The 23,302-nt window shown below is 35.8% G+C and carries 22 protein-coding genes; 14 read left to right on the top strand and 8 right to left on the bottom strand.

Annotation, left to right across the window (positions count from 1 at the left end; translation table 11 throughout):
• Nucleotides 1–25 precede the first annotated feature (25 nt).
• Nucleotides 26–442, top strand: coding sequence for a hypothetical protein (locus MYP_RS05410; RefSeq protein ID WP_045459633.1), 417 nt, complete (start codon nucleotides 26–28; stop codon nucleotides 440–442).
• Here the strand turns inward: MYP_RS05410 and MYP_RS05405 are convergent.
• The 3 genes from MYP_RS05405 to def are packed head-to-tail and all read right to left on the bottom strand — an operon-like array spanning nucleotide 406 to nucleotide 2,874.
• A complete protein-coding gene (locus tag MYP_RS05405; protein ID WP_045459631.1) occupies nucleotides 406–1,185 on the bottom strand; it encodes an amidohydrolase in 780 nt (259 codons plus the stop codon). The two genes, MYP_RS05410 and MYP_RS05405, sit on opposite strands and share 37 nt — an antisense overlap.
• Complete coding sequence (locus MYP_RS05400; protein WP_045459629.1) at nucleotides 1,173–2,324, bottom strand: methionine aminotransferase; 1,152 nt, start codon at nucleotides 2,322–2,324, stop codon at nucleotides 1,173–1,175. The genes MYP_RS05405 and MYP_RS05400 overlap by 13 nt, the downstream gene beginning before the upstream one ends.
• A 1-nt stretch (nucleotide 2,325) precedes the next feature.
• Nucleotides 2,326–2,874 carry a peptide deformylase gene (gene def, locus MYP_RS05395; protein WP_045459626.1) on the bottom strand — a complete coding sequence of 183 codons (549 nt, stop codon included), beginning with the start codon at nucleotides 2,872–2,874 and terminating at the stop codon, nucleotides 2,326–2,328.
• Between the two features lie 418 nt (nucleotides 2,875–3,292).
• On the opposite strand from def, the gene MYP_RS05390 reads away from it, so the two are divergent.
• Nucleotides 3,293–3,724, top strand: a complete 432-nt coding sequence (locus MYP_RS05390; protein ID WP_045459624.1) for an RrF2 family transcriptional regulator — start codon at nucleotides 3,293–3,295, stop codon at nucleotides 3,722–3,724.
• Between the two features lie 108 nt (nucleotides 3,725–3,832).
• Here MYP_RS05390 and MYP_RS05385 read toward each other — a convergent pair whose 3' ends face one another.
• The gene (locus MYP_RS05385) at nucleotides 3,833–4,129 is read right to left on the bottom strand and encodes a hypothetical protein (RefSeq protein WP_045459622.1); all 297 of its coding nucleotides are present in this window, start codon (nucleotides 4,127–4,129) and stop codon (nucleotides 3,833–3,835) included.
• Between the two features lie 246 nt (nucleotides 4,130–4,375).
• Here MYP_RS05385 and MYP_RS05380 point away from each other — a divergent pair, with 246 nt between their 5' ends.
• On the top strand, nucleotides 4,376–4,564 hold the full coding sequence (locus MYP_RS05380) for a hypothetical protein (protein ID WP_045459620.1): 189 nt from the start codon (nucleotides 4,376–4,378) through the stop codon (nucleotides 4,562–4,564).
• Nucleotides 4,565–5,040: 476 nt separating this feature from the next.
• On the top strand, nucleotides 5,041–7,629 hold the full coding sequence (locus tag MYP_RS05375; protein ID WP_045459618.1) for an ATP-binding protein: 2,589 nt from the start codon (nucleotides 5,041–5,043) through the stop codon (nucleotides 7,627–7,629).
• Here MYP_RS05375 and MYP_RS05370 read toward each other — a convergent pair.
• Nucleotides 7,626–8,978, bottom strand: a complete 1,353-nt coding sequence (locus MYP_RS05370) for a sigma-54-dependent transcriptional regulator (RefSeq protein WP_081990406.1) — start codon at nucleotides 8,976–8,978, stop codon at nucleotides 7,626–7,628. The genes MYP_RS05375 and MYP_RS05370 overlap by 4 nt on opposite strands.
• A gap of 274 nt (nucleotides 8,979–9,252) precedes the next feature.
• Here MYP_RS05370 and MYP_RS05365 point away from each other — a divergent pair, with 274 nt between their 5' ends.
• Nucleotides 9,253–10,056 (top strand): T9SS type A sorting domain-containing protein, encoded by an 804-nt coding sequence (locus tag MYP_RS05365; protein ID WP_045459612.1) that lies wholly within the window; start codon nucleotides 9,253–9,255, stop codon nucleotides 10,054–10,056.
• A 297-nt stretch (nucleotides 10,057–10,353) separates the two neighbouring features.
• Nucleotides 10,354–11,157, top strand: a complete 804-nt coding sequence (locus MYP_RS05360) for a T9SS type A sorting domain-containing protein (RefSeq protein ID WP_045459610.1) — start codon at nucleotides 10,354–10,356, stop codon at nucleotides 11,155–11,157.
• 124 nt (nucleotides 11,158–11,281) lie between these two features.
• Here MYP_RS05360 and MYP_RS05355 read toward each other — a convergent pair whose 3' ends face one another.
• Together MYP_RS05355 and MYP_RS05350 are read right to left on the bottom strand one after the other, a co-directional pair.
• The gene (locus MYP_RS05355; RefSeq protein WP_045459607.1) at nucleotides 11,282–12,229 is read right to left on the bottom strand and encodes a DUF2167 domain-containing protein; all 948 of its coding nucleotides are present in this window, start codon (nucleotides 12,227–12,229) and stop codon (nucleotides 11,282–11,284) included.
• A 152-nt stretch (nucleotides 12,230–12,381) separates the two neighbouring features.
• On the bottom strand, nucleotides 12,382–13,077 hold the full coding sequence (locus tag MYP_RS05350; RefSeq protein WP_045459605.1) for a ceramidase domain-containing protein: 696 nt from the start codon (nucleotides 13,075–13,077) through the stop codon (nucleotides 12,382–12,384).
• Between the two features lie 77 nt (nucleotides 13,078–13,154).
• On the opposite strand from MYP_RS05350, the gene MYP_RS26725 reads away from it, so the two are divergent.
• On the top strand, nucleotides 13,155–13,553 hold the full coding sequence (locus tag MYP_RS26725; RefSeq protein ID WP_262506732.1) for a 4a-hydroxytetrahydrobiopterin dehydratase: 399 nt from the start codon (nucleotides 13,155–13,157) through the stop codon (nucleotides 13,551–13,553).
• Nucleotides 13,554–14,243 (top strand): 16S rRNA (cytidine(1402)-2'-O)-methyltransferase, encoded by a 690-nt coding sequence (gene rsmI, locus MYP_RS05340; RefSeq protein ID WP_045459603.1) that lies wholly within the window; start codon nucleotides 13,554–13,556, stop codon nucleotides 14,241–14,243.
• Nucleotides 14,244–14,364: 121 nt separating this feature from the next.
• On the opposite strand, the gene hemH is transcribed toward rsmI, so the two are convergent.
• Nucleotides 14,365–15,390, bottom strand: a complete 1,026-nt coding sequence (hemH, locus tag MYP_RS05335) for a ferrochelatase (RefSeq protein ID WP_045459601.1) — start codon at nucleotides 15,388–15,390, stop codon at nucleotides 14,365–14,367.
• Nucleotides 15,391–15,679: 289 nt separating this feature from the next.
• Between hemH and MYP_RS05330 the strand changes: the two genes are divergently transcribed.
• The 6 genes from MYP_RS05330 to MYP_RS05305 all read left to right on the top strand — a co-directional run bounded on the left by MYP_RS05330 (nucleotide 15,680) and on the right by MYP_RS05305 (nucleotide 23,126).
• A complete protein-coding gene (locus MYP_RS05330) occupies nucleotides 15,680–17,158 on the top strand; it encodes a glycine--tRNA ligase (RefSeq protein ID WP_045459598.1) in 1,479 nt (492 codons plus the stop codon).
• Between the two features lie 418 nt (nucleotides 17,159–17,576).
• On the top strand, nucleotides 17,577–18,524 hold the full coding sequence (locus MYP_RS05325) for a zinc-dependent peptidase (RefSeq protein WP_052429967.1): 948 nt from the start codon (nucleotides 17,577–17,579) through the stop codon (nucleotides 18,522–18,524).
• 152 nt (nucleotides 18,525–18,676) lie between these two features.
• Nucleotides 18,677–19,132 (top strand): cold-shock protein, encoded by a 456-nt coding sequence (locus tag MYP_RS05320; RefSeq protein ID WP_045459595.1) that lies wholly within the window; start codon nucleotides 18,677–18,679, stop codon nucleotides 19,130–19,132.
• Between the two features lie 100 nt (nucleotides 19,133–19,232).
• Nucleotides 19,233–19,976: a penicillin-insensitive murein endopeptidase gene (locus MYP_RS05315; protein WP_045459593.1), complete on the top strand. Its 744-nt coding sequence runs from the start codon at nucleotides 19,233–19,235 to the stop codon at nucleotides 19,974–19,976.
• A gap of 104 nt (nucleotides 19,977–20,080) precedes the next feature.
• A complete protein-coding gene (locus MYP_RS05310) occupies nucleotides 20,081–20,275 on the top strand; it encodes a cold-shock protein (RefSeq protein ID WP_028981335.1) in 195 nt (64 codons plus the stop codon).
• 280 nt (nucleotides 20,276–20,555) lie between these two features.
• Nucleotides 20,556–23,126 carry an Ig-like domain-containing protein gene (locus tag MYP_RS05305; RefSeq protein WP_045459590.1) on the top strand — a complete coding sequence of 857 codons (2,571 nt, stop codon included), beginning with the start codon at nucleotides 20,556–20,558 and terminating at the stop codon, nucleotides 23,124–23,126.
• Nucleotides 23,127–23,302 lie beyond the last annotated feature (176 nt).

Raw genomic sequence — 23,302 nt, 5'->3', positions numbered from 1 at the left:
AAATTACTTTGTTTTCAATTTGACCATGAATACACTCATTTTCTTTTCAATTTCTTCCGGTGAAAATTTTCAATACGAAAACACACTGCTAAGCAGCCTTAAAGAACAACTTACAATCACAACTTTTTTTGATTTTGACAATCATAGTGAAGGGATCCTTTTTGGTTATTTCTCAAGAATTCTTGAAGAAAATAAAAAAGAAGATCAAAATACTATGGTTATCATAGAAGCTTCAGAGAGCACTACCAAGGGTGTTATTCCCTTCTGTGAAACATTGCTGAAGTCAAAAGACTATGTGAAGGCTATTTTAATAGGAGAACATGCGATCGTTGAAAAAATGCTGGCCTCTTTAAAATCTTTTAATAAAGTTAAAAATCCTGATGCTCAGGATTTAATTGCTCTCATTCAAAGCTCAATCTCAAATGAATCGGCATCCAGATGAGCAGGAAATTTTTGTCTGAATGCATTTAAATGCTCTCCACTCAGTACTATTGTTTTAACCTCTTCCCGATCATGAAGCTCTTCAATATATTCACCAACCGGACCAATTACTGCACTATCACCAGAATATGGCAAATTATTTCCGTCTGTTCCAATTCTGTTTACTCCGGCAACATATGATATATTTTCGATAGCCCTTGCCCTTAAAAGTGTCTTCCACGCTACACTTCTAACCGCAGGCCAGTTTGCAACATATATCAAAAGATCATATTCATTTTCCCTGTTTCTGCTGAATACTGGAAATCTAAGATCATAACAGACTAAAGGACAAATTTTCCAGCCTTTTATTTCTTTTATGATTTTACCGGTCCCTGCCGTATAAACCTTGTCTTCACCGGCCATTCTGAAGAGATGCCTTTTGTCATATATATCACATTTGCCGTTCGGCTCCATCCAAATCAGGCGATTATAAAATTTTTCACCCTCCTTAATGATAACACTTCCCGTAATCACAGCTTTCTTCTGTGCAGCCATCTGCTTCATCCACTTAAAAGCAGTCAGATTCATAGGTTCTGCAAGTTCAGCCGCATCCATGGAAAAACCTGTAGTAAACATTTCCGGAAGAATAATAAGATCGGACTGGTCTTTAATCTGCCAAAGCTTTTCCTCGAGCATGGCAAGATTAGCCCCGCAATTCTTCCAGAAAAGTGGTGTTTGAACAAGAGTTATATTCAGATCCTGCATAGCTTTTTAGCAGCGTTTTCAAGGGTTTCGTTTTCTTTTGCAAAACAAAACCTTATAATGCTGTCATCTTTTTTAGTGTGATAGAAAACTGAAATCGGTATACAGGCAACTCCGGATTCTCTTGTCAGTCTGGCTGCAAAGTCTACATCTGATTCATTAGATATATTCCCGAAATTCATCAATTGAAAATATGTTCCTGAAGATGGTATGCCTTTAAATCTGGATTCACTCATGAGGTCCAAAAACAAATCTCTTTTTCTTTGATAAAAATCAGACAACCCCAGATATTCTTCTTTTTTCTCCAGAAAATCAGAAATGGCATACTGCATAGGAGTAGGTACACTGAATGTATTGTACTGGTGCACTTTTCTGAACTCAGCAGAAAGATAATCCGGGGCAATACAATATCCCATTCTCCATCCGGTTGTATGATAAGTTTTACCAAAGGAACTGATTACAAAACTTCTTTCTTTTAATTCCGGATATTTCAGAAAGCTATGATGCTCAGCTTTATCAAATATGATATGCTCATATACTTCATCGCTTAGTAAAGTGATATCAGTGTCTCTGACGAGTTCTTTTAAAGCTTCAATATCTTGTTTAGATATTATTGATCCCGTAGGATTGTGAGGCGAGTTTATTATAATCAGAGAGGTTTTCTCTGATATCTTTTTTCTTACAAGTTCCCAGTCTATTTTGTAATCCGGATATTGCAATTCAACAAATACAGGCTTACCGCCGGAAAGCAGGATTGCAGGGATATAACAATCAAAGGCCGGTTCGAAAATGATTACTTCATCTCCTGGTTTTACGATTGATGTAATAGCAGTATAACAAGCTTCCGTGGCTCCACAGGTAAGGGTAACTTCCTTATCCGGATCTACATGAGCTTCATACAACTCCTTTGACTTAACAGCTATTTTTTCTCTTAAAGATTGAATACCGGTCATTGGAGCATACTGGTTAAAGCCCTTTTTCATGTAGAAGGCAACCAGGTCGACCAGATCATCGGAACATTTAAAATCCGGAAAACCCTGAGCAAGATTAATGGCATTATAATCTCTTGACATCTGAGACATAATCGTAAAGATTGTTGTACCAATGTCGGGCAGTTTGGATTCCGGACTTTTTGTAATCATGTTACTTTTTAACTGGGAACTTCATTTTATAGGAGACATCCACGATGCCCTTACTGATATTGGTAAGTTTATTTTTCATGAGTCTCTTTTTGATAGAAGACAGATGGTCAACGAATAAGACTCCTTCTATGTGATCATATTCGTGCTGAATTATTCTTGCCCTGATTCCTTCATAAGTTTCCTCACGCTCCACCCAGTTTTCATCAAAATAACGAATAGTCAGCTGATATGGTCTAAAAACCTCTGATCTGACTCCAGGGATACTCAGACACCCCTCGTCGTAAGGCCAATCTTCACCAGTTTCTTCTATAATTTCAGGATTTACAAAAGCTTTTTTGAAATCGTCCAACCCTTCTTCCATCGGACTTCCGTCAACTACAAATATTCTTTGATTTAGCCCAATTTGCGGTCCAGCCAATCCAACTCCATTTGCGTTGTACATAGTCTCAAACATATCAGCAACTAATTGTTTTAAATCAGTTCCTTTTTCAAAATCAACAGCCCGCTTCTTTAATACCGGGTCACCGTATGCTACTATAGGGTATATCATATATTATTAATGCAAAAAACAAATATAACCAAATCCAACGTAGAATTCCCTTGGAATTTCTTTTTAGAAAATAACAATTTATAAAATTTAAAAATTCTTAAAGAGATGTTGATGGTATACTTTATTAAATACAAAACAGGCAGTCGGGAGAAGACTGCCTGCTTTAGCTACTTTTTTACCTGGGGACCTTGCGATTAAAGTAAACCTGAATCTTCAAATTTTGTTTTAAAAAATAGCAAGATTCATCTTTCAAATTAAATAATAAATCTATAAGAAATATAGAATAGTTCCATCATTTTCCTTTTTTAATGATTTTTTAATAGATATATGCTTCAAAAAAATCGACAATCGACCTAAGCTTTCATAAGATTTTTTTGCATTTTTGGAATTATTATAAAGCATATAGAGTTTGTAGGTAATGCTATCCAAAAAAACAAGGTACGCTATCAAGGCCCTCACCAAACTGGCCAAAGAGTTCCAGAAAGGACCGATTCTCATCAGTGACATTTCCAAAACTGAACGTATTCCTCAGAAATTCCTAGAGGCTATACTTCTGGAGCTCAAAAATGCGGGCATTTTAAATAGCAAAAAAGGAAAAGGAGGCGGGTATTATTTAATAAAAAAACCTGAAGAAGTAGATCTTGCTAATATTATTCGGCTGTTTGACGGAGCCATTGCCCTTCTGCCATGTGTAAGTATTAAATATTATGAGAGGTGTGATGAGTGTGTGGATGAAGCTTTATGTGGATTCAGAGATATCATCAGGGAAGTAAGGGATAATACTCTAAAAATTTTAAAAGAAAGTACCTTACAAGACATTATCCAAAGAGAAGATAGCTTAAAAGCTTAATTTCTAATTAAAATTTCATAAACAAAGCGGCAACCCTATTTCAGGTTGCCGCTTTTTTATATTCAAGGCCATCTGATTCTAAATTTCACCACGTCATTAAAGTTATTTTTATACTTGTTTTAAATCATAAGGGTGATAGAGTACCTCCTTCATGTTTTTATGATTTACCAAGAACTCCTGTACGCAGAGACAGGTTGCTCTAATTTTAATATGATTTGCTTTGACAAAATCGAGCACATACTTCAGAAGAATATCTTTCCCTGATTCATCAATTGCTAAATCAGGAATAGTAGTGTAATAAAAATCCCAGAATTTATGTCCAAGCATTCTGTAACTGGTTGAAAATTCTTTTCCATTGTGGGTCAGGACAAACTTTTGCCGAATAATATCGTGAAATAATTCCATAGATGAGTGATTTATATAGTTCCGTTATGTAAGGTCTTAAATAAGGTTCTTCCATTTTCTCCAAAACATCAATTGTATTTTGTTAGTTCGACGTTTCGTAAATCCTCATGTTGTGGTGTTTTTCAACGAATTTTTCAATCGGCCAAACAACAAACAACTAATAAACAACACGTTACATTTGTGGCATAATTTTTCAAATATCTATTTCAGAATTTATTTATTTATACCCTTAAACCTTTAATTATTATGAAAAAGTTAACTGCCCTAGCTTTCGTTGTTGCATTCTCTGGTGTCGTATTTTTAAGCAAAGCTCAGAATAATGGAAGCTTTAAAGGACAAACTGGTATTTTAACTGATACAACGAAGAAAGACCAGAAAGCTAAGCCTGTAGCGACAGCTCCTACAGAAAGTGATTCCACCAAGTCTAAAAAATAGTTTTAGTCTCCCTATTAATTTGTTTTAATAAAGTCATCCCAGGGTGACTTTATTTTTTTAATCAGAATGTATTTTAATAAAATGAGGTACTACCTCAAAATCAAATTGTATCTAATCTCCACAATTTGTGGCTTTTTTCCACACATTAGAATATGATTAAAAATACAACATATTAAATAATAGACAGTTACACTTTTGGCATGCTTTTTCTAAGAGTAGTGTAAGATATTGAAAGAAATATGAGTCTGCTGACACCAAGAGTGGTCGAGGCAGAGTATTTTAAATTACATATTGAACCCAAAGAATTTAAAGTCAGACCAGAAATGGCGAAGGCTCAAAGATAATTTTTTTAGTCCCCTTTAATTATGATTGAATAAAGCCATCCAATGTGATGGCTTTATTTTTTATCAAACAAATATCAAACAAAACAGAAAAAAAATTAAGTAACTTTAAACTAAGACCAATCTTTATCTAACATGGATGCAAAAAAATTTAAATCATCCATTCGTACAAAAATCCTTTTAGGTTTTGGTTCGGCAGTTATAGTAGCATTAATTGCCGGAATCATTATATTTCAGTCTTTTAAAGATCTTACATACTCTTTAAATTTCTTATCAAAGCCTGATACCAAACTCGTTAAGCTAAATGACATTTTAGCCGATCTTTCCGGAATTGAGAACAATATCAGAGCATACTCTGTGACGAAAGACAGTACGTATCTGGATCATTATGACAACTATTGTAAAGAAGTTGAAAGTGATCTGGATTCTCTAAAAAAACTTAGTCAGGCCCTTAGTTTAGAAGAAGCGGATCTTAACAACATGACATTTTTGTGGGAAGAGAAAAAAAAGCACCACCAGAAATTAATAAAGCTTTTTGATAAAAAAACAGAAGCCAATATTCCGGCAAACCTTCTTCGAAAATTATATGCAAATCCTGACAGTCCGCAGTTTATAGTTACCAAGAAAATTGTTACAACTAAAATTATTCAACAACCTGCATTTGCTGATGAATCAGAAAAGGATTCTGAAATAAAGGAAAATGAAGCTGGTAAGAGATCTTTACTGAGTTCTGTAAAAAAGATATTTCGAAGAAAAGTAAAAGAAGATTCAGTACCTGTAATTACACAAACCCCAACTGTGTTTAGAGAAACCAATACTATAATAGATACTATAAAAAATGAAAAGGAGCCTGCGCTTCAAAAACAGGAAACGGTAGTACAAATAATTTCCCATCTCAAAAATGAAGACTTAAAATCCCAGCAACTACTTGCTCAGAATGAATCCGAAATAATTGAAAACGACAACCTACTAATCCAAAAAATTCGGGATATCATAATAAATCTTAAAACCAAAGAGCAGAAAAGGACTGATGCAAATATTACCAAAGCAAAAGGAGTAGTAAAGGAATCACTGATTAAGATTTTTTCACTGGGCATCATAGGAATTGCGTCCATATTGATATTCAGCTTAATGATAATGGGAGATGTTAAGAGAAGTAACTTTCACAAAAACCAACTTATGGATGCGAAAACCCAGGCAGAGGATCTTGCCCGTACCAAGGAGCTGTTCCTTGCCACTATGAGCCATGAAATCAGGACACCTCTGAACTCTATCCTTGGTTTTACCGAACAGCTTTCACAGACTAATCTTCTTAACAGACAAAAATATTTTCTTCAGGCAATTAATAACTCGACCTCACACCTCTTGTTGCTGGTGAATGATATACTTGATATTTCAAGAATAGAATCCGGAAAAATCGAGTTTGAAAAAACTGTTTTTAATCTAAAAGAAATTATTGAAAACGTTTATGATTCTTTCTTCTTAAAAGCTGCAGAGAAGGAGCTTTTATTTTCCTTTATCGACGGAGAAATTAACTATCCATTCATCAAAGGTGATCCGTTAAGGTTAAAACAGATAATTTATAACCTTGTTAGTAATGCACTTAAATTTACAGAAGAGGGCAAGGTTCAGCTACAATGCTCGGCTTTAGCCCTGGATGATAATAAGTGCAGAGTAAGCATAGTTGTAACTGATACTGGTATCGGAATTTCTCCTGACAAAATAGATTCCATCTTTGAATCATTTAACCAGGGGGACTCGAGCATTACAAGGAAGTTTGGCGGTTCGGGCTTAGGGCTTGCTATTTGTAAAAAACTAGTTGAAATGCAAGGAGGACAAATATCAGTTAAAAGTGTACCCGGCTCAGGATCCGAATTTAACTTTTTTATTGATTATGAAATTTCTGCAGAGGAGTTTATTCAGGTTACAAAACCTAAATTTACAGATTTTGGCAGCTTTAAGGATCTGAAAGTATTAATAGCCGAAGATGATGAGTTTAACCTATTGCTCTTTCATACCATTATCTCCAAATGGAATATGAAGGCAAAACTTGTTTCTAATGGAGAAGAAGCTTACGCTGCAGCGCTGCTGGAGCCATTTGACATCATCATTACAGATGTGCATATGCCTGGCATGAGCGGTTTTGATCTTGTAAAAAAACTAAAGAGCCATAAAGATCTCAAAAAAATTCCTGTGATTGCCACTACTGCTAATGTGGTAAAAGATGCCCTTCAAAAAGCCCAAAGCAGTTTTGATGCAGTTGTTCTTAAACCATTCAAAGAGGATGAGCTGGCAGAGGCAATTCATCAGTTTATTCCTCATCATGAAAAGAGTGCCTTATCCGAAGAAGAGGGATTGATTTGCAATCAGGGAAATATCCTGGAAGATTTTATTAAGTTTTCTGATGGAGATATAAGGGCTCTTTCTGTTATGATAGATACGTTTATTCAATCAGCTTCAACACAGATTGAAAACCTTGAAGGATATTCAAAAGATAAAGATTGGGAAAAAATAAAATTTGCTGCCCATAAAATGATTCCCGGCTTTGGCCACCTGAAAAATCAGGAACTCACAGACCTTTTGAAAGAACTTGAAAACTACCTTGAATTAAAGGAGAAGCCTGATGAAGGTTTAGTAGAGGAAATGGTGAATAAAATCAATTTTAAAGGAAAAAAACAGATAGATAATTTACTTAAAGAAAAGACTAAACTAAATCGAACCTAAATTTCAATATTAAAAAGTTTAAGTTTATTATAGAGGGTCTTTCGGTCTATATTTAATATCCTGGCAGCACTGGACTTATTATATTTTACCTTCTCCAGAACACTCAGAATATACTCCCTCTCCTGTTTAAGACTTGCAGCTTTCAGATCATAACCTCCAAAGGTATTTTCGGAGGAAATACCTGGTGAAACCCTTAATTCATATGGAATAATTTCTGGAGAGACAACTGATTGGCCAGTTGAATCCGTCATTAAAACAGTTTTCTTTACTACATTTTTTAACTCTCTTAAATTACCAGGCCAAGAATATTTCACCATTATATCCATTGCTTCTTCAGAAAACCCCTCTATAGATTTACCCAATTCTTTATTGGCATCTTTCATAAATTTAAGGATGAAGCCTTCTATGTCTTCCTTACGTTCTCTAAGAGAAGGAACTGAAACGGAAAATTCATTTAATCTATGATACAGGTCTTCACGGAATAAGCCCTTCGCTACTGAATCTTTAAGATTGTCGTTGGTTGCAGCTATAATCCGCACATCTATTTCCTGGCTCTTTCCTGCTCCAACCCTTCTTATTTGTCTTTCCTGAATGACACGCAACAACATCACCTGAACCTCCATTGGTAAATTACCGATTTCATCAAGGAAGATAGATCCGCCATCTGCTAATTCGAAATGACCCGCTTTGTCAAAGCCTGCACCTGTGAATGCCCCTTTAACATGACCAAACAATTCACTTGGACCAAGCTCTGCTGACAAAACTCCGCAATCAATTGCTACGAAAGGTTTGTTATTTCGCTTACTTCTTGCATGAATTAGTCGCGCGGCAAATTCCTTACCAGTGCCACTTTCCCCATTAATGAGCACGGAAAGATTTGTTGGAGCAACAAGCTCTATTGCTTTCAATGTTTCAAGAGAAGATTTACTTCTCCCATAATGGTAAAATGAAGTATCTTCAGTAGAAGGCGTTTCTTTTGAAACTTTATTATCTGATTTTAAAGCTGACTGAATGGCGATAATCAGTTCATCTGTATTAACAGGTTTTGTAATATATTCATAAGCGCCAGACTTTATTGCTTTTACAGCGGTCCTGACATCAACAAAACTTGTCATTAATATTAAAGGCAGGTCCGGCGTCAGATTTTTTATCTCCTTAAGAAGCTCAAGCCCATTGATATCGGGCAATCGGAGATCTACAAGACAAAGAGAAAAAAGTGTTTTTTTTATTGTCCTAAGGGCGTCAGAAGAAGTCCCCACAGAAGTAACTAAGAAATTATTCTTGGTAAGAAATGTTTCCAGCATCAGGCGGAACACAGGATCGTCATCTATAACCAGTATGTGTTTCAAGCCAATCTTTAGTCTTTAATAAAGTTTAAATATAAGAAAAAATATTCAAATTGGAAAGGCTGAAGATACTATATAGTCAGGAGTCTTCTGACCAACTTCTCAACCTATGATATATTCCACGATTAGAAGTGACGTATATTGCACTTTTAAAAAAATAATAATATAATATTTATAACCTTCCCTTTAAATTTCAAGTACAATCCTGAAATTTTATAATACTCATTACATTTTTTCTAAGAACATTTTATTCTGATTATTCAAAAACCAAAAATTAATGAAAAAACAATTACTGTTTATTGCTTCTATTTTTACAGCATTCAATCTTTCAGCTCAACAACTTGACAATGCAAGCTTTGAATCATGGGAGGTGAATGAAAATCAAAATGCTTTTCTGACTGGGCATTGGGATTCCCCAAGTATTTGCCAAAGTCCGAAGAGTTGCTATTATTTCCTAGGAGCGACTTCAGGACGCAGTGGACGTGCTGCTAAGATCTATGCTTATAACAATGGTTTTGAAGTTGTTTCATCACCTTTGCAGTACTACGGTCCTCTGGCATCAAAACCCAGCAAATTGACATTTTGGTATAAATCTACCAAGCCATTGACAGCAGGCATTATCATAACAAAAGGAGAGCCTCTCGATGTTAATGAGCTAACTGATGCAACAGGTTATGGACAGTCAATTGTTCTTCCTGCTGAATCATTCACCAAAGTAGAAATACCATTGATCTACCAAAAGGAAGAAGCAACCGACAGTGTGGGGGTAATTTTCACATTTGGAAAACAAGAACTAAGTAGCTCAGATTATTTCATTATTGATGATGTAGAGCTTAGCTATGAAGTTACTGGTTTGTCAGATAAACAAATGATTCAGATGATTGGAAGCAATATTGTTACATCTTCCCTGAACCTTAAAGAATCTGTTGAAGCACTTAACGTATACAATACTTCAGGTATACAGGTATTCAGCTCGGTAAATACTCAGAACGCTGATTTTTCAAGTCTTCCCGAAGGTCTGTATATGGTTATTTTGAAAAAAGGTAATTCAATGGGAACAATGAAAGTACTTAAGAACTAAAATTTAAAGTGGCTGCCTGTAATATCGGGCAGGTGCATTTTCTCGAATACTGATTATTCTTTGTTTTTTTAAACTACAATTTTCACCTATGTTTCATTAACATTTGTCTAATCACTTTTGACCTTGTAAAAGAACTTTGTATGGCGCATTCTTAAGAATTAGAAAAAATTTTCGTAGCATATACCTACAAATCAAATCCTTAAGATTACCTTTGATTTATAATCATAAATTTTCATTGCCTTTAATTTTTTTGAAGGCATTTTAATTCTTCATTTTTAATTATAAAATAAAAAATCTATGAAAAAACAACTACTATTTATTGCTTCACTTTTTGCAGCATTTAATCTTTCCGCACAAACTCAGCTTCCAAACTCCAACTTTGAGGAGTGGTCAACTGACGAAGAATCCGAATCTGAACAACCTACGTCCTGGTTGCCTGCAACGGATTGTGACGTTACGCCATGTTTGGTTTATAGTGAAAAAACAACTGATAGCCACTCTGGCAGTGCTGTAAAAATCATTACTTTAAAAGATAGCGAATCTGGCGAAGTTTCTTCTTCCGTCCTCGGTGCTTTTGTTTTTCCATTTGCTGATAAACCTACAAAAGTTACCTTTTGGTATAAATCCTCCGCTACGGCAGGTGCAACTATTCAGTTGAATACCGGAAACATATTTGCTCCCGTCACTGTTGGCCAGGGGATTGGTATATTTTCAGCATCAACAGAATTCAAAAAAGCAGAATTCGACGTTACATACAGTTCCGAAGATGCTCCATTGTTTGTGATATTCGGAGTTTCTCTAGCAGATGATGAAATTTCCGAGACAGATTACATCATTATCGATGATGTTCAACTTGTATATGATGTAACTTCCATATCTAACAAGCAGATGGCAGACCTTGTTGGAAGTAACATTGTAACCAATTCCCTTAATCTGAAATCTAATGTAGATGAACTTTATGTTTACAATTCTTCTGGGATTCTTGCTCTTTCCGCTGCAAATACTCAGAATGCTGATTTCTCAAGCCTTCCGGAAGGTCTTTACATGGTGACCTTGAAAAAAGGCAATTCAGTAGGAACAATGAAAGTTATCAAAAAATAAACTCTAATAAAATTATCTAAAAAAGGCTGCCACATATAAGTGACAGCCTTTTTTAGTTCCTCATTAAAATTATCAGAACTTCATTCTCTCACTTACTCCTTCTCAATATTTAACAATAATTTTCTTACGATATACCGGGTTGTTCATGATTTTCCGATTGCACTTCTTCTTTACTTTTCCTTTTTCCTGTAAAGAACTTCCAGATAAAAGTTAATGCCGCTCCGAGACCAAGAATAATAACCTTTCCAAACTTCGCCAGAATTCCGAAGAAACCGACTTTAGCCAATACTTTTCCTGCAACCAGCCCTCCAATTCCATAAGCTGCCACTTTGTCGACTTCCGGATTAAAATCAGAATATCTATATCCTTCAGAAAACTCAACACTTGCAAGTACATTACCGATATCTTTATTAATAGCTCCAAGTTGAGACATACCTCCAATTGCATTAAGCATGAGATATCCTTTTCTTCCTAATATCCTGATATTATAATTCAGCGTGTTAGCCCCGGTAGCACTGTCTCCAAACTGGATTTCTTTTGCCCAATGAAGTTTTTTATTTTCTGCATCATAATAAGGTTTCGCTGCCCAACCAATCAAATGCACTGGTTCATAGCCTTCTTGAATACGGGTAGGATTTGCAGCTTCTGCGTCTTTCTTCATTTCAGCCAAAAGCTCATCATAGTCAATATCCTCGGCATCATCATCATCTATGTGGCCCTCTTCAGAATATTCAATAGATATTGCCCAGCTATCCGGGTGCAATGGGCCCATATCTTCCGGAAAAAGTAATCCCAGAATGTTAGGGTCCTCCGGATTACCCCATAAAGAATGTAAGACATAAATGCTCTGCTCTGCATTGAGAAATTTAAAACCCGCCGGGACTTTTATCGTAGCGTAATCCCTGATTTTCACCAGACCAGTCTGGTATTGAAAGCTATTTTCAAGACTGTCAAGATAAAGTATTGAAGAAAGGGTATCTTCTGACACCTCTTCCTCCTCTTCCGGAGGAAGAGAATAAGTTAAAATGGGAAACAGGAAACAGACAAAAAATAGAAAGTAAAGTTTTCTCATAATAGATTAGTTTATAAAAATGGTTTACGAAAATTCATATTTCACAAAGGTGAAATATGCAAAAAGTTAATCACTGAAATTCAAAGGTCTTAGACTCATTCTAATACAGAGATTTACAAAAATAAGCTTTCTCGCTCAGAATTGCGGTATCGTCAAATTTTATTTTCTATTGACTGAAGATGTTTGGAGTTCAGATCATATAAATATTTTCCCAAAAAACCACTCCCTGCAGCAGAAGCTACATGCCAGAGCCAATGAGTGCCCATTGGCAAAAGTGTAAAGTTTCCTGAATCTGCTCCTCTGAAATAAAGTGCCAGGATCATTAGAACGCAGGACAAAATCAAATCTGTAATACCTGCAAATTTTGTTTTAATCAGTAATATAAGGCATGGCAAAAATATCATTACTCCGGTAACAAAATAATTCAGATTAATAAGATCATGACCGGAAAGTGTTACAAATTTATAAACAAACAACCTGACCAGTATAAACGGAGCCATTGCAAGTGTAATCTTCCACCAGGATTTTAAAATCCTGTACCAGAAGTATATACTGACAGAAAATGTCAATAACACAATAGGAAGTACATCCAATTGCAATAAAAGTGAAGACGATCTGAAAGCATGATACAACGTACTACCAAGTCCACCCAAAAACAGGAGCGGCAGACAAAAAGTAAGGAATGCATGCTTTTTGTAGTTTCCCTGAATTTTTATAAGCCATATAACAACGGGGACCAGAAACGCCAGTGAAGAGAGGGCATTCCAGGGTTCAGCAATAATGTTGCTCAGGTTGGTTTCTGCATAAACCGGACCTCCGTCCGATAATATTTCATGAAAGTTTGGCAAAATATTTATGTCCCTTTTAATTATTTCAGAATATTAAACAATAATCTCGGAAAGATCATTTCCTTTTTTTTAGATACTTGTTATTTATTTTTCCTAAAGGCTCATTTTCATACAAATCTAATACCTCTTTTGAAAAACGCTTTATTTTAAACAACGCCTCTGCTTTTCAAATCAATATTTCTAACTTCACAGCTGTAAATTGGTTTGACCCGAAATTAACGTTTCACTTAAAAAAATCTTTTATGTGGCAGGAAAAAGAAAACAGACTGGAACAAACCTTTACTTTTAAAAATTTCTCCGAAGCTTTTGCCTTTATGGCTCGTGTGGCACTTCTGGCAGAGAAAATGGATCACCATCCGGACTGGTCCAACTCCTGGAATAAAGTCCAAATTCAGCTGACAACGCATAGCGCGGGAAATAGAATAACCGAAAAAGACAGAAAACTTGCCGAAGCTATAGATCGGCTTATTAACTAAATGGAAGAAAAAGAGGGAAAATTAATTTTAGTTCCAACCCCGATAGGAAACCTTGAGGATATCACTCTTAGAGCATTAAGAATTCTTAAGGAAGCTGATATGATCCTTGCAGAAGATACAAGAACAAGCGGCCACTTATTAAAACATTATGAAATTAACAACAGGCTTCAGAGTTACCATATTTTTAATGAGCATAAAGCTGTTGAAGGTATTGTAAGTAAAATGAAAGAAGGACAGCTGGTGGCACTTATCTCAGATGCAGGAACACCTTCCATTTCTGATCCTGGCTTTTTACTGGTAAGGGAATCTCTTAAACATGGCATAGATGTAGAATGCCTTCCCGGTCCTACTGCCTTTGTCCCAGCCTTAGTGAAATCTGGACTTCCATCTGACAGGTTTACTTTTGAAGGATTTCTTCCTCATAAAAAAGGAAGACATACCCGTCTGCAAAGCCTGATTCCTGAAGAACGCACTATGATTTTTTATGAATCTCCTCATCGTTTAATAAAAACCCTGGAGCAGTTTGAAGAAATATTCGGACCAGAGCGAAATGCTTCTGTATCAAGAGAGCTTACCAAATTATATGAAGAGACTGTCAATGGGACATTAAAAGAAATTAAGGAACACTTTTCACAGAAAACAGTGAAAGGTGAAATTGTAATGATTGTTGCGGGAAGGGAAGATAAATAAAGTTTGAAAGCTGAAAGTTAAAGGTTTGAATTTTCTTAGTTTCAGATTCTTCACAAGACATAAAATTTAGGGAATAAACATGCATAGGTGTATCCTATGCATGATTATGATTGATATCGATTCAGTTATTAATTACCAGATCTTCCATACACTCGATCCATATAGGATGGTTGTTCAGGCTCTCTACCAACTGCCAGTGCTCCCCACCATGTTCTTTGAACATATCCCTGTATTCAACACCTCCTTCAATAGTAGTTTCCAGGCAGTCTGCAACAAATGATGGAGAAAATGCCAATACTCTTTTTACTCCCTTTTCTCCCAGTTCTTTTATAAGGTCATCCGTGTATGGCTTGATCCACGGTGTTTTCCCTAGTCTTGACTGGAATGCAACCGAATATGTTCCCTCTGCAAGGCCTAGTTCTTTCACCAGATGTCGTGTTGTTTCATAACACTGAGCCCTGTAGCAATAATAATTTTTGGAATGGTATTTTGAACAGCATTTATCATTCAGCTGACAATAACCCTGAACTGCTGATTTTTTAATTTGTCTTTCCGGAATACCATGGTAAGTAAATATTATATGATCGAACCTATCCTTTTCAATATATTTTCTGCCAATCTCCGCAAAGGCTTTAATGAATAATGGATGATTAGGGAAATTAGCAACGATCTTAATCTCTGGAATTACCTCCCATTTATTGATATATTCCATTGCTTTCTCAACCGCAGAACCTGTAGAAGCGCTGGCATACTGAGGAAAAAGAGGCAGAATTACGATTTTTTCAAAACCTTTACCCTCCATTTCTTTAACAGTCTTTTCAATTGATGGATTCTGGTACCTCATACCGAAAAAAACCTGAAAATTTTCCCCCAATTTTTCCTGTAAAAGTTTTTGAGCCTCAATACCATAAGTCAGCAAAGGCGAACCTTCGTCTGTCCATAACTCCTTATAAACCTTTGCTGATTTGGGCGCTCTGAATGGAGCAATTATAAAATTAATCAGGAACCAGCGGTTAAGAAATGGAATATCGATTACCCTTCTGTCCATCAAAAACTCTCTTAGATATTTTCTGACATCTGGAACAGACGGACTATCAGGCGTTCCCAGATTGATGAGGAAAACTGCAGTTTTCTTTACTTTATTCATGCGGCAAAAATACTAAAAGCGGGAAATTTAACCGGAATTAAGCATTAAAAAAATGTCAGTGATAATTAACTCATTAGAAGTTACCATTAAGTATTTGATTAAAATGATTGACAAGATTTTTCAACTACGATCAAATAATAATTTTTACCCAGAGTTCAGAGATTAAAAAATGAATTAAAATTCAGCACACGGAATTTAAGACACGGCCGATTTTCTATCAATACTCAGTAAATCAAAATTCCAAAATTGAATTTCCTATAATACAAATCATTTACATATCTTTGCAGCTATGGAAAAAGTAAGTGCGACGGTAGAAAACACCTTTAAAAATATCATTTCACACGCTAAAGAATACGGATTTGTATTTCCTTCAAGTGAAATTTATGACGGACTTCAGGCTGTTTATGATTACGGACAAAATGGAGTTGAATTAAAAAACAATATCAAAACTGCATGGTGGAAAGCCATGACTCAGTTGAATGACAATGTGGTGGGGATAGATGCAGCCATCTTCATGCACCCAACCACCTGGAAAGCTTCTGGCCACGTGGATGGCTTCAGCGATCCTATGATCGACAACAAAGATTCCAAAAAAAGATATAGAGCAGACGTTCTTATTGAAGATAAAGCAGCGGAATATGAGAAAAATGGCGATAAAGCCAAAGGTGATGCCTTGGTAAAATCATTAGCTCGACTTCTTGAAGCGAATGATCTTAAAGGCGTTCAGGATCTGATCATATCTGAGAAAATTAAATGTCCTGTTTCTGGCACATCAAACTGGACAGAAGTAAGACAGTTCAACCTTATGTTTTCAACTCAGGTGGGTGCAGTTGCAGAAGATTCAAGCACAATTTACCTCAGACCTGAAACCGCTCAGGGTATATTCGTTAACTACCTGAACGTTCAAAAAACAGGAAGGATGAAAATTCCTTTTGGTATTGCTCAGATCGGTAAAGCTTTCAGAAATGAAATAGTTGCCCGTCAGTTTACCTTCCGTATGAGGGAGTTTGAGCAAATGGAAATGCAGTTTTTCATTCGTCCGGGCGAAGAAATGAAATGGTATGAAGAATGGAAACAAGTAAGATTGAAATGGCATAAAGCCATCGGTTTACCTGAAGGTAAACTGAAATTCCATAATCATGAGAAGCTTGCTCACTATGCTAATGCCGCAGTAGATATAGAATACGAGTTTCCTTTCGGATTTAAAGAAATAGAAGGTATTCATTCCAGAACGGATTTCGACCTTGGTAATCATGAAAAATATTCCAAGAAAAAGCTTCAATACTTCGACAATGAACTGAATAAAAACTATGTTCCATACGTAGTTGAAACTTCGGTTGGTGCTGACAGAGCATTCCTTGCTATACTTTGCAATGCTTATACGGAAGAAACAGTCGGAGAAGGCGATGATAAAAAAGAAAGAGTGTACCTGAAACTGCATCCTGCATTAGCTCCAGTAAAAGCTGCAATATTCCCTCTTGTTAAAAAAGACGGACTTCCTGAAAAAGCTCAGGAAATCTACAAAGAGCTTAGAATGGATATGAATGTGATCTACGAAGAAAGAGATGCAATCGGCAAAAGATATACCCGTCAGGATCTGATAGGTACGCCATTTTGTATAGTAGTAGATTATGATACCCTTAAAGATAACTCCGTAACAATCCGTTATCGCGATACCATGGAGCAGGAAAGAGTACCAATCAGTGAGCTAAGACAGAAAATCAGAAAAGCCACTTCATTTAAGAGGATCCTTGAACAACTGATTTGAGTTGTAAGTAATAAGTAAAACAGAAAAGGAGGCTCAATGCCTCCTTTTCTGTTTTATTCCAAAAATACCGTATAGACGCCATGCATAGCACCTATAAAATCATGATAATGAGCGACTAATGAAACCACCTCGCATATCCATATTTCATAGCTTCCTAGAAAATTAAAAATTATCTCTTGTGAATAAGAGACGCCAGCATGGCGTCTCTACCAAATATTTCCTTTTCTCTGAAAATTTTGCTGAATTATATCTGGGCGAAAGTAAACAATACGCGCCAGGCCTAATTTGTGAAACACACCTAAAATATTGAAGAAACTTTAAACTTTTTACTTTAAACTTTTAGCTTTTTACTTTAAACTTTCAGCTCTTTAAACAAAAACTCACTTCTGTGGGTCTTATTAACTTAAAGGTTTAAGATTTGGAAACATATATAACTGTTACCTTCTATATACTAGGCCTCGCAGTATTTTTATTTGGTACGTTTAGCCTCGGTCTATATGCACTTATCATTAATCCTTTTCTTGAAACAGTCCATATCAATAAGAGACTTTCAAGAAAACAAAGAGATATTCTTCTCAAGCATTTCAAATACTATAGAGATCTCTCAGGAAGCCAGAAGATTGATTTTGAAAAAAGAATACGAAATTTTCTTATCCATAAAGAATTTATTCCTAAAGGGATTCCGCAGGTTACAGAAGAAATGCAGATTCTTGTAGCAGCTTGCGGCGTCCAGTTGACTTTTGGCTTTCCTCCGGTAAGATTTGAAAGCTTTCCTAAAATACTGATATACCCCTCTCACTACCAGTCTTCAAATGGCAAAAGGCACAAAGGCGAAGTGAGCCTAAGTGGATTTATTGCTTTTTCATGGGAAGATTTTATGTATGGATATAAAAGACCGGAAGATGGATTTAACCTGGGATTGCATGAAATGGCACATGCATTGAAAATTGAAGATGCCCTGCATCAACATCAGCAAGAATTACTTGATCATGAAAGTCTCAAAGAATGGGGAAAAATAAGTCGTCAGGAGATAAAGAAAATTAAAACAGGAAAAATGAGATTTCTCAGGCCCTATGCATTTAACAATGAAGATGAATTTTTTGCTGTATGTGTTGAATATTTCTTTGAAAAACCGGAGGAGTTTAAATTGCAGCTGCCAACGCTGTACGGTTCACTTTCAAAATTACTGAAACAAGATCCTGGAAAGATACTTCGGAATGCTAAATTTTATTTCTATCCTCCTGAAAACAGAAAACTTATGCTTTTGATGAATCAGGCGATAAAAGAATTGCCTAACCTTAAAACATTAAAGGCAAAAGTATCTTTTACCAAAAGCCTTTTTGTAAAAGGCAGGAAAATTAGTTAAATTTATACAAATCATAAAAAACATGTATTTTTATGATTCTTTCTGAACAATCTTCTTAAAAAAGACTTACTTTCTTAGTCCAATTTCAACCGGATATATTCAGACCAGAAATCATCACCAAATTGCCAACATTAAATATTTTAAAATAAATTATGGGTAAATCTCAAGAAACGTTTAACAAAAAAGAAGTAGAAAAGAAAAAACAGCAAAAGAAGAAAGAAAAGGAAGAGAAAAGCAAAGAACGTAAAGCTCATTCCAGCAAAGGTCAAAGCCTTGAGGATATGATGGCTTATGTTGATGAAAACGGGAATATTACATCAGTTCCTCCAGACCCGAATAAAAAGAAAGCTGTCATTAATCAGGATGATATACAGATCGGTGTAGCGAGAAACACAAACCGTGACGAGCCGAAACCTCTCAGAAAGGGCAAAGTAACCTTTTTTAATGAATCCAAAGGATATGGATTTATCAAGGATCTGGAAACCCAGGAAAGCATATTTGTGCATATCAATGGCATTAAGGAACCTATAAAAGAGAACGACAGAGTAACTTTTGAAACCATCAATACACCAAAAGGCCTTAATGCTGTCAGTGTAAAAAAATCATAAATCGGAGTCAAAATACTTATCCAACTGCTTTTACACCCTCGAATAAAACATTCCGGTTTGAATTTTGCAGACAGGCTGCTCATAGAAATAAAAAAATTTTATGAGTAAGCTTTTTCAAGTCCTGTTATTGTCATGTTTCTGCAATTCTGTATTCGGACAAGGTCATTCCTCCGACAGAATAAAAGTTTATTTATCCGGAAATAAAGAAAATAGTTCTCCAAGCACTTCCACCGGCACTGTATCTGGTGGAACTCTGGTTAATGGAAAACTATTTCCATTTCAGGGAACTAATTACCAATACTTTGACACCTCCAGTTATATCAACAATCGCGCATTCCTGAATGATAAAATAAGGACTGCTGTGATAGGTTCTTATAAGCAACTGGAGAAAGAAATCCCGGATAGGAAATTTTTCATTATGGAATGCAGCAATAAAAATGGTGGCAAAATTTTCCCTCACAGGACTCATCAGAACGGCTTAAGCATTGATTTTATGATGCCTTTAATAAAGGACAATAAAGCCTTTTATGGCCTCGATACAATTGGTGCCAGCCATTATTGGCTTGACTTTGACAATGAAGGAAAATACAGCGGGGACACGAGTATCTCCATTGATTTTGATCTGGTTGCCAGGCAAATTCTTTCTCTAGAAACTCAGGCAAGAAATAATGGGTATAAAATTCAGAAAGTAATTATCAAAACTGAATTTAAAAATCTTATTTTTGCCACACCTAACGGAAAAAAACTAAAGCAAAGTAACATTTACCTCGTCAATAGCCTTACCCCTTTGATTAATAGTCTACATGATGATCATTTTCATATAGACTTTGAAATCCTAAAATAAAGCGTTTGAACGGTTTTAAAATTTATTACAGTAAAAGAAAAAAAATGTAGGTACATTTTTGAACATTTTACCGTTGAAAATGTTTTTAATTTCATAAATACATAATAATGCAAGGAACAGTTAAATTTTTTAATAACTCAAAAGGTTTTGGGTTTATTAAATCAGCAGAGTCCGGTGAGGACATCTTCGTTCACTCTTCAGGTCTAATTGACGAAATTCGTGAAAACGACCAAGTTAAATTTGATCTTGAAAAAGGTAGAAAAGGCATGAATGCCGTGAACGTTCAATTAGTAAACTAAGAAATCCTATTAAAGGAATATATTCTTTAAAGCTTTAGTAATTGTAATAAAAGGCCAACTTATCAAAGTTGGCCTTTTTTATTTTTTTAAGTGAAACTTCATCACTTAAAGTCCGACCCTGAAGAGGTGATAATCATAAAGATACGGCTTCCCCTCTTAAAAGCCGCATTCAACAAGGCACTAAACTTTCGTCTTTTTAAAGCAAGTGTAACTTTTGTAACTGACGATCATTTAAAATCTCCCTTCCTTAGCATAAAATTTTCAACTAAACATAACTATTATGCTAAAAGCTATTCCAAAACCACTGCAGGAAAACAAACCTGGCTCATTGGCAAAAAAAATCCTCTTATCCCTATCAATTTTCAGTACATTCTCTGCCGCTACTGCACAGAATACTGAGAATGAAGGAACATTTGTTGGTTCCGTATCTGAATTTCAACAACAATTCAAATCGTCAAATAAGAAAAGGAAAAGTGGTCCAACTATTCTTCCACTGTCTGGTGACAAGAAGCTTACAGTTGATGTGCATTACGACAAGACGTCCGGGAACTCGAAAATAATTGCAGGTAAAATTAAAGACAATTCAAAATCTACCTTTAACCTGACATTTGAAGATGATAATCTGAAAGGAGAGTTACTCTTGCTTAATGAGAAAAAAGCTTATGAGTATTTTTCCAAAAATAAAAACGTATATGCAAAAGAGGTTGATATCAACAAAATTATTTGTATAGAAACACTAGCACCTGCAGAGGCAGCGCCAAAGGCTTCTTCATCTTTTGTAGCTCCTCAGGGATCCTATGTTTACAACCTTCAAAGTTATCCTTCCTCAGAATTTGTCGTATACCTTGACTTCGATGGACAATATGTAGTGGATCCATACTGGAATGGAGGATTGCCTATAAATGCTTTACCTTCCCACTTGAATGAAACAGAAATAGAGGAAGCCTGGAGACTGATAAGCGAAGATTACAGACCTTTTAACATTAACATTACAACCGACTCCACTGTATTTTTAGCCACACCGATCAATAAAAGAGTAAAGATAATATTCACCCCTACTGACGATGCTGCTCCAGGATGGGGAGGATATGCCCGAATAGGTTCTTTTCCTATGAATGAAGATACACCATCTTGGGTTTTTCTTTCAACCTCTAAATATGCAGGAGAATGCGGCTCTCATGAAATCGGCCATACCCTCGGTCTTTATCATGATGGTACAAATGACCCTTACAGTGAATATTTCGCTGGACACGGAAATTGGGCACCGATCATGGGAGACGGCTATTATAGAAGTGTTGTGCAATTCAGCAAAGGAGAGTACAATCGTGCTACAAATATTTACCAGGATGATATCGCGGTCATCTCATCTGAAAATGGATTTTCATTCAAAACAGACGAAAGCGGTGACATTCCTTCTCAGGCGAAACAACTTATCTATAATAGTGCAGGCTATGTTTCTCCATCCGACAATAATGGTGTAATAGAAAAAAGAGATGACGTTGATTATTTCTATTTTACCACCTTAGGAGGCAGTGTACAAATTACTGCAAATCCAGATCCTTACTATCCTAACCTTGACATTTCTTTTACCCTTAAAGATGCATCTGGCAACACAATAACAGTATCTGACCTGGAAGGATTAAGTGCTAATATTGATACAATAGTGCCTGCAGGAACCTACTTCCTAATTGTGGATGGTGTTGGTTATGGAGATCCCGCAACAAACGGATACTCAGATTATGGATCTCTTGGATACTACTCTCTGGCTGGAGGAATAAGTAATTCAACTAACAACCAAATTCCTACTGTGACAATCACGGCTCCATCAGAAGGCACTGATATCCTTATTGGGACACCGATTACCATATCAGTTAATGCAAGTGATGCTGATGGTACAGTAACCAGAGTTGATTTTTATGATGGAACAACATTCCTGGGATCAGATATTAATGCACCATACTCATTCTTGTATAACAATGCTCCTGGAGGGACAAGAACCTTTAAAGCTGTAGCTTTTGACAATCAGGGCGGCCAAAATTATCATACCGTTACTGTACTTATTGCACCTGCGAATCAATTGCCTGTAGTATTTGTTACTTATCCATCCAATGGAGCAGTGCTACCTCCAAGCTACACAGTGCTTGCCACAGTAGACGCTGTTGATAATGACGGAACTATTACTGCGGTCTACTTTTACAATAACAATACAATTGTAGGGGTTGATTTTACTGCACCATATACACAGCACATAGAAACTTATTTTCCAGGAGTTTACAATATAAAAGCAGAAGCTGTAGATAACAGAAATGGCCGTACATTTTCAGATGTCGTTTCATTTACTGTATTACCTAACGGATTGTCAGGACCATCATGTGTTACCAAAGGAATACCATACAACTTCCAGGTATATGCTGAATACCCTAATCCTGTAAACATAACAGCATATACCAATTCGGATGCTACTGTTTCTTTCAGTTATTATGACAGAAAATATTTTGATGTCACTTTTGGTCAATATGCTGCACCATCTGTAACTGTAACAGCTTTACTAAGCTATTCAACTTATCCATATAATGTAGAATACACGAAAGTCGTATCAACAAATGGCTGTGGAACGAGAGCTGCAGTAATGGCTACACCACTTCCAGACGGAAATCAAACAGCTGTTTCATTGGACACAAAAGAAACAATTACTTCTTTCAAGGTAATTGATATGACAGGGAGAGAAGTAGCATCAGGCGCTGGACAGAATGTCACTGAAGTCATAGTCGGCGACAATCTCAAAAGCGGTATATATATAGTAAATATTATAGCAGAAAGTGGAAGCTATACACATAAAATAGTAAAATAAAGTTTTACCAAGTTAATTTAAATTCCTGAAAGGGCTTTTTGTAATGAAAAGCCCTTTTTTAATGTAAATATTTACAAACCAGTTATCAAAATTATCATCCCAAAAAGGTAGTAGAATTAGCAAAATTTCCTTGAAACAATTCTAATTTCTTTTTTCTTAAATAAAAAAGACAGGCT

Source organism: Sporocytophaga myxococcoides, from assembly GCF_000775915.1.
GTDB classification, from domain to species: domain Bacteria; phylum Bacteroidota; class Bacteroidia; order Cytophagales; family Cytophagaceae; genus Sporocytophaga; species Sporocytophaga myxococcoides_A.
This window is presented reverse-complemented; position numbering and strand designations above follow the sequence as displayed.

What these genes read in the sequence shown, in the direction of transcription:
- MYP_RS05410 (WP_045459633.1), top strand. Translation starts at nt 26, where the DNA reads ATGAATACACTCATTTTCTTTTCAATTTCTTCCGGTGAAAATTTTCAA.
- MYP_RS05405 (WP_045459631.1), bottom strand. Translation starts at nt 1,185, where the DNA reads ATGCAGGATCTGAATATAACTCTTGTTCAAACACCACTTTTCTGGAAG.
- MYP_RS05400 (WP_045459629.1), bottom strand. Translation starts at nt 2,324, where the DNA reads ATGATTACAAAAAGTCCGGAATCCAAACTGCCCGACATTGGTACAACA.
- def (WP_045459626.1), bottom strand. Translation starts at nt 2,874, where the DNA reads ATGATATACCCTATAGTAGCATACGGTGACCCGGTATTAAAGAAGCGG.
- MYP_RS05390 (WP_045459624.1), top strand. Translation starts at nt 3,293, where the DNA reads ATGCTATCCAAAAAAACAAGGTACGCTATCAAGGCCCTCACCAAACTG.
- MYP_RS05385 (WP_045459622.1), bottom strand. Translation starts at nt 4,129, where the DNA reads ATGGAATTATTTCACGATATTATTCGGCAAAAGTTTGTCCTGACCCAC.
- MYP_RS05380 (WP_045459620.1), top strand. Translation starts at nt 4,376, where the DNA reads ATGAAAAAGTTAACTGCCCTAGCTTTCGTTGTTGCATTCTCTGGTGTC.
- MYP_RS05375 (WP_045459618.1), top strand. Translation starts at nt 5,041, where the DNA reads ATGGATGCAAAAAAATTTAAATCATCCATTCGTACAAAAATCCTTTTA.
- MYP_RS05365 (WP_045459612.1), top strand. Translation starts at nt 9,253, where the DNA reads ATGAAAAAACAATTACTGTTTATTGCTTCTATTTTTACAGCATTCAAT.
- MYP_RS05360 (WP_045459610.1), top strand. Translation starts at nt 10,354, where the DNA reads ATGAAAAAACAACTACTATTTATTGCTTCACTTTTTGCAGCATTTAAT.
- MYP_RS05355 (WP_045459607.1), bottom strand. Translation starts at nt 12,229, where the DNA reads ATGAGAAAACTTTACTTTCTATTTTTTGTCTGTTTCCTGTTTCCCATT.
- rsmI (WP_045459603.1), top strand. Translation starts at nt 13,554, where the DNA reads ATGGAAGAAAAAGAGGGAAAATTAATTTTAGTTCCAACCCCGATAGGA.
- hemH (WP_045459601.1), bottom strand. Translation starts at nt 15,390, where the DNA reads ATGAATAAAGTAAAGAAAACTGCAGTTTTCCTCATCAATCTGGGAACG.
- MYP_RS05330 (WP_045459598.1), top strand. Translation starts at nt 15,680, where the DNA reads ATGGAAAAAGTAAGTGCGACGGTAGAAAACACCTTTAAAAATATCATT.
- MYP_RS05320 (WP_045459595.1), top strand. Translation starts at nt 18,677, where the DNA reads ATGGGTAAATCTCAAGAAACGTTTAACAAAAAAGAAGTAGAAAAGAAA.
- MYP_RS05315 (WP_045459593.1), top strand. Translation starts at nt 19,233, where the DNA reads ATGAGTAAGCTTTTTCAAGTCCTGTTATTGTCATGTTTCTGCAATTCT.
- MYP_RS05305 (WP_045459590.1), top strand. Translation starts at nt 20,556, where the DNA reads ATGCTAAAAGCTATTCCAAAACCACTGCAGGAAAACAAACCTGGCTCA.